The sequence below is a fragment of the Mesorhizobium sp. B283B1A genome (assembly GCF_020165735.1).
GTDB classification, from domain to species: Bacteria; Pseudomonadota; Alphaproteobacteria; order Rhizobiales; family Rhizobiaceae; genus Mesorhizobium; species Mesorhizobium opportunistum.
On record NZ_JAIUIQ010000076.1, the window covers coordinates 1 to 13,742 of the forward strand.

At 63.5% G+C, this 13,742-nt stretch carries 10 protein-coding genes and 1 pseudogene; 5 read left to right on the top strand and 6 right to left on the bottom strand.

Annotated features, from left to right (window positions below):
* The first annotated feature begins 65 nt into the window (after nucleotides 1-65).
* Complete coding sequence (locus LB577_RS32460) at nucleotides 66-1,352, top strand: NAD(P)/FAD-dependent oxidoreductase (protein ID WP_224690482.1); 1,287 nt, start codon at nucleotides 66-68, stop codon at nucleotides 1,350-1,352.
* Nucleotides 1,353-1,711: 359 nt separating this feature from the next.
* Nucleotides 1,712-2,578, top strand: a complete 867-nt coding sequence (locus LB577_RS32465; RefSeq protein WP_224690488.1) for an SH3 domain-containing protein — start codon at nucleotides 1,712-1,714, stop codon at nucleotides 2,576-2,578.
* Nucleotides 2,579-2,617: 39 nt separating this feature from the next.
* Here the strand turns inward: LB577_RS32465 and LB577_RS32470 are convergent, their stop codons facing one another.
* On the bottom strand, nucleotides 2,618-3,922 hold the full coding sequence (locus LB577_RS32470; protein WP_224690483.1) for a Mur ligase family protein: 1,305 nt from the start codon (nucleotides 3,920-3,922) through the stop codon (nucleotides 2,618-2,620).
* Between the two features lie 105 nt (nucleotides 3,923-4,027).
* Nucleotides 4,028-4,774, bottom strand: a complete 747-nt coding sequence (locus LB577_RS32475) for an SDR family oxidoreductase (RefSeq protein WP_013893725.1) — start codon at nucleotides 4,772-4,774, stop codon at nucleotides 4,028-4,030.
* Between the two features lie 279 nt (nucleotides 4,775-5,053).
* Between LB577_RS32475 and zwf the strand changes: the two genes are divergently transcribed.
* From zwf to edd, 3 genes are all read left to right on the top strand, one after another.
* Nucleotides 5,054-6,523: a glucose-6-phosphate dehydrogenase gene (zwf, locus tag LB577_RS32480; protein ID WP_013893724.1), complete on the top strand. Its 1,470-nt coding sequence runs from the start codon at nucleotides 5,054-5,056 to the stop codon at nucleotides 6,521-6,523.
* Nucleotides 6,505-7,221, top strand: coding sequence for a 6-phosphogluconolactonase (gene pgl, locus LB577_RS32485; protein WP_224690484.1), 717 nt, complete (start codon nucleotides 6,505-6,507; stop codon nucleotides 7,219-7,221). Before zwf ends, pgl begins: the two co-directional genes overlap by 19 nt.
* Before the next feature lie 64 nt (nucleotides 7,222-7,285).
* Complete coding sequence (gene edd / locus LB577_RS32490) at nucleotides 7,286-9,109, top strand: phosphogluconate dehydratase (protein ID WP_224690485.1); 1,824 nt, start codon at nucleotides 7,286-7,288, stop codon at nucleotides 9,107-9,109.
* Between the two features lie 66 nt (nucleotides 9,110-9,175).
* Here edd and LB577_RS32495 read toward each other — a convergent pair whose 3' ends face one another.
* The 4 genes and pseudogenes from LB577_RS32495 to LB577_RS32510 all read right to left on the bottom strand — a co-directional run.
* Nucleotides 9,176-10,840: a vWA domain-containing protein gene (locus LB577_RS32495; RefSeq protein WP_224690486.1), complete on the bottom strand. Its 1,665-nt coding sequence runs from the start codon at nucleotides 10,838-10,840 to the stop codon at nucleotides 9,176-9,178.
* 128 nt (nucleotides 10,841-10,968) lie between these two features.
* The gene (locus LB577_RS32500) at nucleotides 10,969-11,967 is read right to left on the bottom strand and encodes a GlxA family transcriptional regulator (RefSeq protein WP_032923168.1); all 999 of its coding nucleotides are present in this window, start codon (nucleotides 11,965-11,967) and stop codon (nucleotides 10,969-10,971) included.
* Nucleotides 11,968-11,995: 28 nt separating this feature from the next.
* Nucleotides 11,996-12,895, bottom strand: a complete 900-nt coding sequence (folD, locus tag LB577_RS32505) for a bifunctional methylenetetrahydrofolate dehydrogenase/methenyltetrahydrofolate cyclohydrolase FolD (protein WP_224690487.1) — start codon at nucleotides 12,893-12,895, stop codon at nucleotides 11,996-11,998.
* Between the two features lie 186 nt (nucleotides 12,896-13,081).
* Nucleotides 13,082-13,742 (bottom strand): annotated as a pseudogene (locus tag LB577_RS32510) (succinoglycan biosynthesis protein exop); the annotation flags it as partial.

A 13,742-nucleotide genomic window follows, 5' to 3' on the forward strand; every position in this document is an offset into this window, starting at 1 on the left:
CTCCCCTACTCCCCTAAACATTCAGCAACAGATACTCCCGCTCCCTACTCCCTAGAACGAGCATCATGCCTTACCAATCCCCCATTTCCCCTGGCCGCTCCTGGTATGAAGACACGGCCGGCCCTCGGCCTGAATACCCGGCGCTCGATGGCGACCGGAGCTGCGATGTTGTCATCGTCGGCGGCGGGTTCACCGGCCTGTCGGCGGCAACGCATCTCGCCAAGGCGGGAGCCAATGTCGTCTTGATCGATGCCTACCGTTTCGGCGATGGCGCGTCCGGGCGCAATGGCGGCCAGCTCGGCACCGGGCAGCGTGCCTGGGCCGAGGATATGGAGGCGGAATACGGATTGTCGCGAGCCAAGGCGCTGTTCGATCTCTCCGAGGAGGCGAAGGCGCATCTCATCGAATTCGCCGCCACCAACCAGATCGATATCGACTACATGCCGGGCCAGCTCTCGGTGGCGCACAAACAGCGTTATGTCGACGACTACAAGGCGCATGCCGAGATCATGGCCAGCCGTTTCTCCTACCCGCATATTTCCTTCATGGATAAGACGGAAACGGCGGAGCGGCTGGGCTCGACCGCCTATTTCGGCGGCACCCGCGACACCGGTACCGGCCACATCCATCCCATGAAGCTGGTGATAGGCACGGCGCGGGTGGCGGCACAGGCCGGCGCGCAGCTGTTCGAGGGGACGCCATCGACCGGCATCATTTCCGCCGGCGGCAAGGTCAAGGTTTCGACGCCAAGGGGCACCGTGACGGCCCAAAAGTGCCTGATCGCGGTCAACGCCTATGGCGGAACGCTCGAACCGGTGAGTGCGGCGCACATCATGCCGATCGGTTCGTTCATCGGCGCCACCGTGCCACTTGGCGCGGGATCTACGGTGCTGCCGGGCGGCGAGTCGGTCGATGATTCCCGCTTCGTCGTGCGCTATTTCCGCAAGTCGAGGGATGGCCGGCTGCTGTTCGGCGGACGCGAGGTCTATGGCGTCAACGACCCCAAGGACATCCACATTCATATCCGCCGCCAGATCGCGGAACTCTATCCGGCGCTGGGCGATGTCGAGATCACGCACGGCTGGGGCGGTTATGTCGGCATCACAGTGCCGAGAAAGCCATTCGTGCGCGAAGTGATGCCGAATGTGATCTCGGTCGGCGGCTATTCCGGCCACGGCGTCATGCTGTCGAACTTCTTCGGCAAGCTCTATGCCGAAACCGTCGCCGGCAATCGCGACCGCTTGAAGCTGATCGAGGACCTTAAAATTCCGCCATTTCCCGGCGGTCGCCGCTTCCGTACACCGCTGCTATTCCTGGCGCTCAACTGGTTCGCGCTGCGCGACAGGATTTGAAGCGCGTCGCGCGTCAGGTCTTTTTTATGCATGTCGTTATCCCAAAACCGAGTTCACTTTGGGCGACATGCATTAGGCTGGATCAAGTGAGCCACGATGCCGTGCCATCACGACCTCATGTAATATTGTAATATTCCCTGTAACATTTGTTGCCCAGGGGACACGTTGCGCAATTGCCGGCAAAGGCGCAGAATCTTCTATAATGGCGCAGTGATGCCACAATCGCGGGCGAAAGGTGCCTCTTCTGGGTGATTGTTCGGGGGTTGCTGTGGGCGCCTGCCCGTGTTGATTTTGGGACCGATGCCGATCAAATGCCGAACTTGCGGCACGATCGAAAGAACCTCGGCCCGCTTATGGAGGTGGCGAGATTGAGAGAGCCCTTCAGTTTCGGTGCTCCGGAACGTCGGCGCTTTGCCATGCAGTTCGGCTATGACATGCGCCCGTCCTTCTGGCAGGAAGTCCGTTCGAATTCACATTTGGTGATTGCCGCGGTCGGCACTGCCGCGTTGCTTGGCGTGGCCGCGGTGGCGCTCTGGCTGGCATTGCCGGCCAGCGAGAGGCAAGCCGCTGCCAGCCAGGAGCAGAGCATTCCAAGCATTCCGGTGAAGACGACCAAGATCGTCCCGGTCGGGACCACGGTAGCCGCGGCGGCAGCGGTGCCGCAAGCCGAGGGCAAGGCCAATGCGGCCTCTACGGCCATGGCTGTCGCCCAGGCCGCTATTCCCGCACTCGCTGCCAACGATCCTCGCTGGACCGGCTCGCAGACAAAAGCCGCACCGGCTCCCGCTTCAGCCGGCCAGGGGACAAGCAAGGCCGAGAAGGCGCCGGACAAGCCGGCCACCACGGCGGCGTTCGCGCAACCGGCGGCCGATAGCGATGCCACCGCCGAACTTGCCAAGGTTGCCGCGCCGCCAGCGGCGGCAAGCGGCAGCAATCCCGATGGCGCGCAAACCGCGGCTATCCCGACGGTAAAACCGCAGGCACCGGACCAACAGGACGACAATGGTCAAGCCGAAGCAAAGCCACGGAAAGTCGCAGCCGCCAGCACGGGACGCATTCTGAGAGCCGTGACCATGCGCAGCAGTCCAAAGAAGCATGCCGCCGCCATCGTCACGGTGCCAGCCAAGACCTCGGTGCAGGTGATGAACTGCAAGCAATGGTGCCAGATCGTCTACAACGGCAAGACCGGCTGGGTCTACAAGAGCTATATCAAGACCGGCGCGTAACTTGCCTGCGCGTCTGGCACCGGCCTCGCTTTCGAGACCCTATGACGACCTGCCACCGAACAGGCCGCGGAATTGCCGCCACACCTTGGCGCGCCTGCGTCGCATGACATGGGCACGATGCTGCTCGTAAGGCAATTCATATAGACCGCAGGTGTGGCAGCCCTCCGGCTTGCCGCAGATATGGATCCAGCATTTGACGTCATGCGTCCAGGCAAGCGCGATGCGTTCGAGGTGAAGGTTGGATGAGCTTTTAACGAGGATCAGTTCGCCGGCCACCGCTGTCCGCTTGATATGGTCCGAGACTTCCTTCGCCGTGCGAAGCTCGACAAACCGGCCGTTGTCGCGATCGATCTGGCTGGCACGCGAGCGATGTGCATTGTCTCCAGTATAGATCACCTGGTCGGCGATTTCCCGCGCGGTTTGATAGGCGTGGGCGTATTTCCTAGTCGAACCGGCGTAGTCCGAAATCTGGCCCAGCACGATGCGTTTGCGGCTAGCAGTGGCCTTGGCCATCATGTCCAGGGCAAGATTGATCGAGTGCCAGGGCGCCTTGGCCGCATCGATGATGAATTGCGGGCCGCCTTGGGTAATCAGCACGGTACAGCGATTAACGACCGGCTGGAACGTTGCCACCTGGACGGCAACCTTGTCCGGAGGGACGCCGAGTTCAAGCGCTGTCGCAACGGCGGCAACGGTCGGCAGCCAGAAATATTCGGCGGGAAAAGACGTCTCGAGTTGCAGCAGCCCTCCCTGCCAATGGATCGAAAGCGTCAGCAGATCCGGATATGCGGCGTGGATCTCGGTCACACGGTAGTCGGCCGTCTCACCCATGCCGAAGGTGACGACACGGCATCCAGTCCCGGCAGCCATGTCGGCTACATGGGGATCATCGGCATTGAGGACAGCAAGGCCGTCCGGTCGCAACGCCGCGACCAACGCGCTTTTTTCCAAGGCGACGTTTTCCAGCGTCCTGAAACTGGTAACGTGTTCGAGACGAACCATGGTGACGACAGCCACATGCGGCTGCAGCATTTCCGCCATGGGCCGGATCGTGTCGATGCCGTACGCCCCGGTTTCCATGATGACGTAGTCTGGCCTCTCCACTTGCTTCATACGCTTGTAAAGCGTGCTGACGACTGAATGGATGGTGTTGGCCAGAACCTGCGTGTAGACGGGTCGATGAGCGGCCAATATGTGCCCAAGCAGTGCTGTGACAGTCGATTTTCCTGAACTGCCGGTGACACCGATGAAGGTTGCCTTGCTTTTCGCCCGGGCACGCCTCGCCCTGTAGACACTGATGCGCCACCGCAGGTCTTTGAAACCTCTCCGCAGTTTCGATTTCATCGCGCCAACAACCCCTTCGCCCCTGGCAAGACTCCAGGCCCCGTACCTCAGTCAAGTCGAAGCCCGAGGCACGGTCAAGCCGGCGATTGCGCCAGACATGGTGCTTCAGATGCAGCGCCCGCCATCGACCTCCAGCGCCACTCCGGTGATGAAGGCGGCTTCGTCCGAAGCCAGCCATAGCGCCGCATTGGCAATGTCGAGCGGCGTCGACAGCCGGCCGAGCGGGATCGAGGCGCGGAATTTCTCGCGGATCTCGGGCGTGTCGGCGCCCATGAATTTCTCCAGCATGCCGGTTTCGCCGGCGACCGGGCACAGGCAATTGACGCGAATGTTCTTGGGCGCCAGTTCCACCGCCATCGACTTGGTGGCGGTGATCGCCCAACCTTTCGATGCATTGTACCAGGTGAGACCTGGCCGTGGCCGCAGGCCGGCGGTGGAGGCCGTGGTCAGGATCACCCCGCCGCCTTGCCGCTCCATGATCGGCACGACGGCAAGGGCCGCATGGTAGATGGCCTTCATGTTGACGGCGGTGATCAGGTCGAAGGTCGCCTCGTCGACCTTGAGCAAATCGCCATTGCGGTGCGTAAAGCCGGCATTGTTGACCATGATGTCGATGCGGCCGAAAGCGCTTTTGGCGGCATAGATCATCTCGTCGAATTCGGAACGCAGGGAAACGTCGGTCTGCGTCCAGATCGCCATCTCGCCGATTTCGCCGGCGACACGTTCCGCGCCCTTGGCGTTGAGGTCGGCAACGACGACCCTGGCGCCCTCTTCGGCGAAGCGCCTGGCAATGCCTTCACCAAAGCCCGATGCCGCACCGGTGATGACGGCGACCTTGTTCTCCAAACGCATGCTTTTCCCGCTCCCTGAGCTCATGTCCACACAGCGACGGATATCGCGCAGATTTCTCCCTTAGCTTTCGTCACATTCACACTCTATGCTGCAACTGCGAAGCGTCCGGAGTCTCCGATCACCGACAAGCCTCCGGGTGGCGCCAAGTGTCAAGCGCACACGTGGACCCAATCCATATCCGGCGATTGGTCCTTGATGTGACACCGTGGCACTGGAAAATTTAAATCGATTAGAATATATCAGCCGCGTACTCGCTAGCGGCGTCAGAGCGGACAGACCATGACCAGCCAGATCATCCCCGTCGACCCTTTCGACTTCATCATTTTCGGCGGCACCGGCGACCTGTCGGAACGCAAGCTTCTGCCGTCGCTCTACTACCGGCAGCGCGACCATCAGTTCTCCGAGCCGACACGCATCATCGGCACGTCGCGCTCGAAAATGAGCGACGACGAATTCCAGGCCTTCGCCAAGCAGGCTATCTCCGACCACGTCAAGCCGGCCGACATCGACCCCAAGGAATTAAAGACCTTCCTGGCGCGGCTTTCCTACGTCTCGGCGGATGCGACGAGCGGAGCCGGCTTCGACAAGCTGAAGAAGGCGATCGGCGAAAGCGACCGCATCCGTGCGTTCTACCTGGCCGTGGCGCCGGCACTGTTCGGCGATATCTCGCACAAGCTCAAAGAGCATGATCTGATCACGCCGAACTCGCGCATCGTGCTGGAGAAGCCGATCGGCCGCGACCTGGCCTCGGCGCAGGCGCTCAACGACCTGGTCGGCGACGACTTCCACGAAAGCCAGATCTTCCGCATCGACCACTATCTCGGCAAAGAAACAGTGCAGAACCTGATGGCGCTGCGCTTTGCCAACGCGCTCTACGAGCCGCTGTGGAACTCCGCCCATATCGACCACGTCCAGATCACCGTGGCCGAGACTGTCGGCCTGGAAGACCGCGTCACTTACTACGACAAGGCCGGCGCACTGCGCGACATGGTGCAGAACCACATGCTGCAGCTCTTGTGCCTGGTCGCCATGGAGGCGCCGTCGTCGATGGACGCCGACGCCGTGCGCGACGAGAAGCTGAAGGTGCTCAGGGCGCTGAAACGCATCAACGGCAACGAGGCACCAAAGCACACGGTGCGTGGCCAGTACCGCGCCGGCGCATCGGCCAGCGGAGCCGTCAAGGGCTATGTCGAGGAGCTCGCCCATGACAGCAACACCGAGACCTTCGTCGCCATCAAGGCCGAGATCGGCACCTGGCGTTGGGCGGGCGTTCCGTTCTACCTTAGGACCGGCAAGCGGCTGGCGACCCGGGTTTCGGAAATCGTCATCGAATTCAAGCCGATCCCGCATTCGATCTTCGGTGACACCGCCGGGCCGATCTTCGCCAACCAGTTGGTCATCCGGCTGCAGCCCGACGAAGGCGTCAAGCAGTTCATCATGATCAAGGATCCTGGTCCCGGCGGCATGCGGCTGCGCCAGATCTCGCTCGACATGAGCTTCGCGCAGTCCTTCGACGGCCGCGCGCCGGACGCCTATGAGCGGCTGATCATGGACGTCATCCGTGGCAACCAAACGCTGTTCATGCGCCGCGACGAGGTCGAGGCGGCATGGAAATGGATCGATCCGATCCAGAATGCCTGGGAAGGCGCCAGGCAGGAAGCGCAGGGCTATACGGCAGGCACATGGGGGCCGTCGGCCTCGATAGCGCTGATCGAACGTGACGGACGGACATGGCACGAGAGCAATTGAACGGCGCCAGCTACAACTGGAACGGCTTTGCCGGGCGCCAGGACCTGGCGGCAGCCCTTGCCGGCCATGTCACGGCGCGCCTGACCAAGGCCATCGACGAGCGCGGCACCGCCCTGCTTGCCGTTTCCGGCGGCACCACGCCAGCGAAGCTCTTCGCCGCGCTGTCGGCAATTCCCATTGCCTGGAACAAGGTGACGGTGACGCTGGTCGACGAAAGGTTCGTGCCGGCCTCCTCACCGCGCTCGAATGCCGGGCTGGTCGCCGCCAACCTGCTCCAGAATGCTGCGGCCGCGGCGCGCTTCGTGCCGCTGTATCACGAGGCGACAAGCATCGAGACTGCGGCAGCGTCCGACGATGCGGCACTCAAGGCACTGGCCTGGCCGCTCGACGTCGTGGTGCTTGGCATGGGCAGCGACGGCCACACCGCTTCGTTCTTTCCCGATGCCGACAATCTCCCTGCCTTGCTCGATCCCGCCTCGCAGAGGATCGTGCTGCCGGTGCACGCACCAAGCGGCGGCGAGCCGCGGCTGACGCTCTCGATGGCGCGCATAATTGCCGCCGGCTTCATTGCGCTGCATATCGAGGGCGAGGACAAGCGCACCGCCTTCGAGGATGCGATGGGACCGGGTGCGAAAAAGCCCATTCGCAAAGTGCTCGAAGCAGCACCCATACCAGTAGAGGTGTTCTGGGCACCTTGATTTCACGAAAAGCAGCCCCGGCAAACAGTGGGAGGACGTTCTCCGGGGCTCGAAAGGACCGACCATGACCGCAAGACGCGATATCGAAGCCATCACTGAGCGCATCCGCCAACGCTCGAAGCCAGGACGCGAGCGTTATCTCGGCCGCATCGCCGAAGCCTCGAACCAGACCGCCAACCGGTCGGTGCTGTCCTGCGGCAACCTTGCCCACGGCTTCGCCGTCTGCAGCCCTTCGGAGAAGCTGGCGCTCGGCGCCGACAAGGTGCCGAACCTCGGCATCATCACCTCCTACAACGATATGCTGTCGGCGCATCAGCCTTTCGAAACCTTCCCCGCCCTGATCAAGGAGGCCGCGCGTGAAGCCGGCGGCATCGCCCAGGTGGCCGGCGGCGTGCCCGCGATGTGCGATGGCGTCACGCAGGGCCAGCCGGGCATGGAGCTGTCGCTGTTTTCGCGCGACGTCATCGCCATGGCCGCCGCGATCGGCCTGTCGCACAACATGTTCGACGCCGCCGTCTATCTCGGCGTCTGCGACAAGATCGTGCCGGGACTGGTGATCGCGGCGTTGACCTTCGGCCACCTGCCGGCGGTGTTCATTCCGGCCGGTCCGATGACGACAGGCCTGCCCAACGATGAGAAGGCCAAGGTCCGCCAGCTCTATGCCGAGGGCAAGGCGGGTCGCGCCGAACTTTTGGAAGCCGAGTCCAAATCATACCACGGGCCAGGGACCTGCACCTTCTACGGCACGGCCAACTCCAACCAGATGCTGATGGAGATCATGGGCCTGCACACCCCGGGTGCTTCCTTCGTCAATCCCGGCACGCCGCTGCGCGAGGCCTTGACCCGCGAGGCTACGAAGCGGGCGCTGGCGATCACCGCGCTCGGCAATGCCTATACGCCCGTCGGGCGCATGATCGACGAGCGCTCTATCGTCAACGGCGTTGTCGGCCTGCATGCCACCGGCGGCTCGACCAACCACACCATCCACCTGATCGCCATGGCGGCGGCGGCCGGCATCGCCATTACCTGGCAGGACATTTCCGACCTCTCGGAAGCCGTACCGCTCCTGGCTCGCGTCTATCCGAACGGGCTTGCCGACGTGAACCATTTCCACGCCGCCGGAGGGCTCGGCTTCCTGATCCGCGAACTGCTCGACGAAGGCGTCCTGCACGAGGATGTGCAGACGGTCTGGGGCGAAGGCCTGCGGCCCTATGCGGTCGAGGCAAAGCTCGGCGCTGATGGCTCCGTGGTGCGCGAGGCAGTCCCGCTCCAGAGCGGCGACGAGAAGGTGCTGGCGCCGTTCAGCAAGGCCTTCCAACCGACCGGCGGCCTGAAGGTGCTGGCGGGCAATCTCGGCCACGCCGTCATCAAGACGTCCGCCGTCAAGCCGGAGCGGGGCCTCATCGAGGCGCCGGCCAAGGTGTTCGACAGCCAGCAGGGGCTGAACGACGCGTTCAAGGCCGGCACGCTGACAGGCGACTTTATCGCCGTCATCCGCTTCCAGGGACCGAAGGCCAACGGCATGCCGGAACTGCACAAGCTGACCACCGTGCTCGGCATCCTGCAGGATCGCGGCCAGCGCGTCGCACTGGTCACCGACGGGCGCATGTCGGGCGCATCCGGCAAGGTGCCGGCGGCGATCCATGTGACGCCGGAAGCCGTCGAGGACGGTCCTATCGCCAGGATCCACGACGGCGACGTCATCCGCCTCGACGCCGATGCCGGCACGCTGGAGGTGCTGGTGCCGGGGACGGAGTTCGCGCTGCGCCGCACCGCCGAAGCCGATCTCATCGGCAACGAGTTCGGCTTCGGCCGCGAACTTTTCGCCGGTTTCCGGCAACTGGTCGGACGCGCCGACCACGGCGCCAGCGCATTTGGAACTGCCTGACGTGATCCCGTCTCATCCATGAAAAAGGGCGGCTCGTGGCCGCCCTTTTAGGCTATCCATGCGACCCTATTGCACCGTCAACTCAGCGCGCTCGCCGGCCTTGACCGTCACAGTGCCTTCCTTCGAGCTGTTGTCCGATTTCTCCGAGACGACGGCATAGTCACCCGCCGGTATCGCCGCCTGATACTTCTGGTCGTATGCGTAGCCAAGCGACTTGCGGTTGCCGTTGATGTCCTTCTTGGTTTCGAAAATCTCAATCTTCGAGGCCCCGGGCGCGGTGATCGCCAGCACGCCGGCATTCATGGTGACCTTCACATCCTGAAATTCGCCGACCTTGACGTTGAACGGCTGCTCGACGACTGCAAGATCGACCGTCGCAATCAACATATAGTCATCAGGCGGCAGATCGAACTTGCTGTCGGGACCATAGGCATAGGTCACCTCGTCCCGGGTTCCGTCGATCTTCTTTTTCGCCTTCACGATCTTGAAGCCGATGCCCGAACCGTCGGCCTTGTCGCCGCCGGCTGTATAATAGGCGTTGGCAACGACATGTCCGACGCCGACGATGATGTCCTTTTCAACTGTCTTGCCGGCAGCGAGCGGTATCGTCTCGGAAACCACGCCCTGGCCGATCGTGACCGTCACTTTCTCGTCGCCGGCCGGCAACACGGTCTTGGTGGTCCCATAGTAGGTCGCGGGATTATCGGCACTTGGGTAGTCGATCACGACAGCCGCGCCATCGACAACATCCGCCCCCGCGCTTGGTCGCGGATGAATGACGAGCGTGCCGGCATTCAAGGTGAAGAGCGGCTTGGCGACCTGGCCTGCCTCGATCTTGACCTTCTGCTCCACCTTGGCCTCGCCGTCGCGCGCGACGATGACGTAATCGCCCGGTTCCAGATTGGCTTTGTAGGCGCCATATTCGGTGGTGACGCTGTCGCCACGCGTGCCGTCGGACTTTGCCTTGTAGACTTCCCAGGCATTGCCGTCGGTGACCGGATCACCGCCCTCGGCAAGCACCGCCGTCGGCATGAAATTGAATTCCGGCTTGGCAGGCTCGGGTGCCGGAGCGGGCGCGGGCGCAGGTTCCGGCGCAGGCGCCGGCGCCGGGGCGGCGACGGTTTCGGCCAAAGCTTCCTGCAGCGCCTTCTCGTCGGAGGCCTGGATGTATTTGCCGCCGGTGTTGTCGGCGAGGCAGGCGATCTGCTTGCCTTCGTCGGCGGTCAGGCCGAAGCCGACGACGTCGGCCGTGAAATCGACACCGGACGCTTCGAGTTCCTTGCCAAGCGCACAGGGGTCGCCGCCGCAGGTCTCGAGCCCATCGGTGATGAGGACGACCGTCGCCTTGTCCTCGGTGTATTTCAGTGCTTCAGCCGCCTGCTTGACGGCTGCCGTCAGCGGCGTCTTGCCGAGGAATTTCAGACTGTCCGCGGCATCAGTGATGGCGCTCGCCGAGCCGGCCTGAGGCGGCACGATCAGCTGGATGTCGTCACAGCTGCCTTTCTCGCGATGGCCATAGGCCATGAAGCCGATCTCATCGTCGGCGGGAACCGATTGCAGCACGGTTCTGAGCGACTCGCGGGCGATTTCGAGCTTCGGCTTGCCATCGATCTGGGCCCACATCGACCCGGAAGCGTCGAGAATGATGATGACCTTGTTGGCGGCAAAGCCGAACGTCGTCATCGACAAAAGGAGGATCGCCGCAGCGACGCTCCGTGCAAGTCCCGCCATCGAAATCTCCTGATTGATCCACCCCGTTCGCCGGCCGAAGCTATTTGACCCCACCTTGGGACACAAGCCCGGACGCGGCCCTGTCCTCAGGCCTCTGGAGTCTTGGCCACGCTGTAGCGTGGAGCAGCTCAGTAAGTCGTCCGGCGCTCTTCAGAAGGCGGACGGCCGAACTGCAGCCGGTAGCTCTGGGCAAAATAGGAATGCGAGGTGAAGCCGGTGGCGATCGCCACGTCGAGGATCGGCATGTTGGTCTGGCGCAGCAATTCGCGCGCCCGTTCCAGCCGCAACCGCATGTAGTAGCGGCCGGGCGTGACGTTGAGATGGCGCAGGAACAGGCGTTCCACCTGGCGCACCGACAGGCCGGCCGACTTGGCGAGCTGTACCGCCGAGAGCGGCTCGTCGAGATGGTCGGCCATCAGCTCGACGATGCGCCTGAGCTTCTCCGACTTGCCGGTCAGGTCGCGCTCCGGCCCGACGCGCTGGCGGTCGCCGGCCGAGCGGATGCGCTCGTGCTGGAACTGGTTGGCGACGCCATTGGCGAGGTTCGAACCGAAATCGCCGCGCACGATCTCCAGCATCAGGTCGATCGAGGTGGTGCCGCCGGCGCAGGTGTAGCGCTTGCGATCGATCTCGAAGACGTTGCCGGTGCAGTTGATGTCGGGAAAACGCTCGACGAAGCCGGCGCGGTTTTCCCAATGGATGGTGCAACGATAGCCGTCGAGCTGGCCGGCCTCGGCCAGCAAATAGGATCCGACCGAGAGCGCGCCAAGCGCGTTGCCGCGCCGGCCCCAGCTGCGCAGGGCCGCCAGAACCTTGCTCTTGCCGGGGAATTCCGTGGTCAGGCCGACCGAGACGAAGAGGATGTCGACCGGCGGCAGGTCGGCGACGCTGTAGTCGATCTTGAGCGGCAGACCGTTGGAAGCCATCACCGGATCGCCATCGGCCGATACCGTGGTCCAGCCGTAGAAATCGCGGCCAAGCAGACGGTTCGCCGACCGGAACGTGTCGATCGCGGCGGCCAGCGAGAACATGGAAAACTTGTCGACCAGCAGGAAGGCGAACTGCCGGCCGCCTTGAACGGGATCATTCGTGACCGGCCGTTCCTGGGAAACAGAGGGGTTAGGCAAAGCTGTGGCTTTCAGGGACAACCCGGGCTCAGAAGGAGGGCCGCTTCAGTCCGGCCGCAAGGTAGGCCGAAGCTAACGTATTGGCCATCAGCATGGCAATGGTCATCGGCCCGACACCGCCGGGTACCGGGGTGATGGCGCCTGCTTCCTTGGCCGCCTCGGCATAGGCGACATCGCCGACGAGGCGGGACTTGCCCTCGCCCCTCTCGGGCGCGGGAATTCGGTTGATGCCGACATCGATGACGGTGGCGCCGGGTTTCACCCAATCACCCCTGATCATTTCGGGCCGGCCGACGGCGGCGACAAGAATGTCCGCTGTGCGGGCAAGCGCCGGCAAGTCCTTGGTGCGGCTATGGGCGATGGTGACGGTGCAGTTGGCGGCAAGCAAGAGATTGGCCATCGGCTTGCCGACGATGTTGGAACGGCCGACGACAACCGCGTTGAGGCCCGACAGGTCCTTGCCGCGCACCCGCTCGATCAGGAGCATCGACCCGGCGGGCGTGCAGGGAACGAAAGCGGTGTCGAGCTCACCGGTGCCGAGCTTGCCGACATTGATGAAATGGAAACCATCGACGTCCTTCTCCGGCGCGATGGCCTGGATGACCTTGCCGGCGTCGATATGGCCAGGCAGCGGAAGCTGCACCAGGATGCCGTTGATCGCCGGATCGGCGTTGAGCTCGCCGATGATCTTCAGCAGCGCGTCCTGGGAGGTGTCCGCCGGCAGTGTGTGCTGGAGCGAATGAAAGCCGCATTCCTTGGCGGTGCGGGATTTGGAGGCGACATAGACCTGGCTGGCCGGATCCTCGCCGACGATGACCACGGCAAGGCCGGGCTTGGCCTTGCCCGTGGCGACCAGCTCGGCGGTCAGTGCCTTGACTGTCCGCACCACGTCTTCGGCAACGCTCTTTCCGTCAATCACTTCGGCCATGGACGACTACCCTCAACACCGTTTCGCTCAAATCCTGGATCAAGTTCCAAGGGCATGCCTTTGGCGACTTGCACAAGCGCGGCATTCTCACGAAAATTCAAGCACACAATCCCGTCAAAGCGCCGTCTCATGCCGTTTACTCGAAACCGGCACGGTTTTGTTCGGCACCAGGGACTTTCGTATGGCTCAGAAGTAGCGGCGGCGGGCGCGACTCTCGGTGAGTTCGCGGACCGCTTCGCGGAACTCGCGCAGGCTGGCGCGAATTTCCTCGATCGGCGCCTGTTCGGCGCTTTCCTCGACCTGCGAACGAGGCTCCGCCGGCGGCTGAGCCGGATAGGTCTGCGGCTGCGGTTGCGGATACGGCCCGGCATAGGGCGCCATGGCCTGGGCGTAGGGAGAGCCCGCCGGCGGCTGCCATGGCTGCATCTGGGGATGGCCCACCGGTGCCGGGGGATAGGACGGCAAGGGGGGCGCCGGATAGTTCGCCTGCGGCGGCATCACGGGCGACCGCGACGGCGGGCCCATCGGCCCTGAATAGGCGGCGTTGAAGCCTGGCTGAAAAGGCGGCCGCGGATAGGCCGTCGCGCCCGGCGGCGGCATGAAGGCGGGATTCGGTTTCGGATAGCGCGAAGGCATGGCGGCATCCGCTGGCCACGCATCTTCGCCAAAGGCAGCGAACTCGCTGGAGTTGTCATCATCCACCTCGGCGGATGGCTTGCTGGACATGGCGTTGCGCAGCTTCGCCATCAGCGCGCCGATCCGCCCGGGCCGTTCTTCGGCCACGGCTTCGGCCTGCGCGATAGGTGCGGGCGGCGGCGAGGCAGGCGGAGGGGGAGGAGGCGGTGCC

Excerpts from the sequence above, each read along its gene's own strand:
- folD (WP_224690487.1), bottom strand. The coding sequence starts at position 12,895 with ATGGCCGAAGTGATTGACGGAAAGAGCGTTGCCGAAGACGTGGTGCGG.
- LB577_RS32475 (WP_013893725.1), bottom strand. The coding sequence starts at position 4,774 with ATGCGTTTGGAGAACAAGGTCGCCGTCATCACCGGTGCGGCATCGGGC.
- pgl (WP_224690484.1), top strand. The coding sequence starts at position 6,505 with ATGGCACGAGAGCAATTGAACGGCGCCAGCTACAACTGGAACGGCTTT.
- edd (WP_224690485.1), top strand. The coding sequence starts at position 7,286 with ATGACCGCAAGACGCGATATCGAAGCCATCACTGAGCGCATCCGCCAA.
- LB577_RS32460 (WP_224690482.1), top strand. The coding sequence starts at position 66 with ATGCCTTACCAATCCCCCATTTCCCCTGGCCGCTCCTGGTATGAAGAC.
- LB577_RS32495 (WP_224690486.1), bottom strand. The coding sequence starts at position 10,840 with ATGGCGGGACTTGCACGGAGCGTCGCTGCGGCGATCCTCCTTTTGTCG.
- LB577_RS32470 (WP_224690483.1), bottom strand. The coding sequence starts at position 3,922 with ATGAAATCGAAACTGCGGAGAGGTTTCAAAGACCTGCGGTGGCGCATC.
- zwf (WP_013893724.1), top strand. The coding sequence starts at position 5,054 with ATGACCAGCCAGATCATCCCCGTCGACCCTTTCGACTTCATCATTTTC.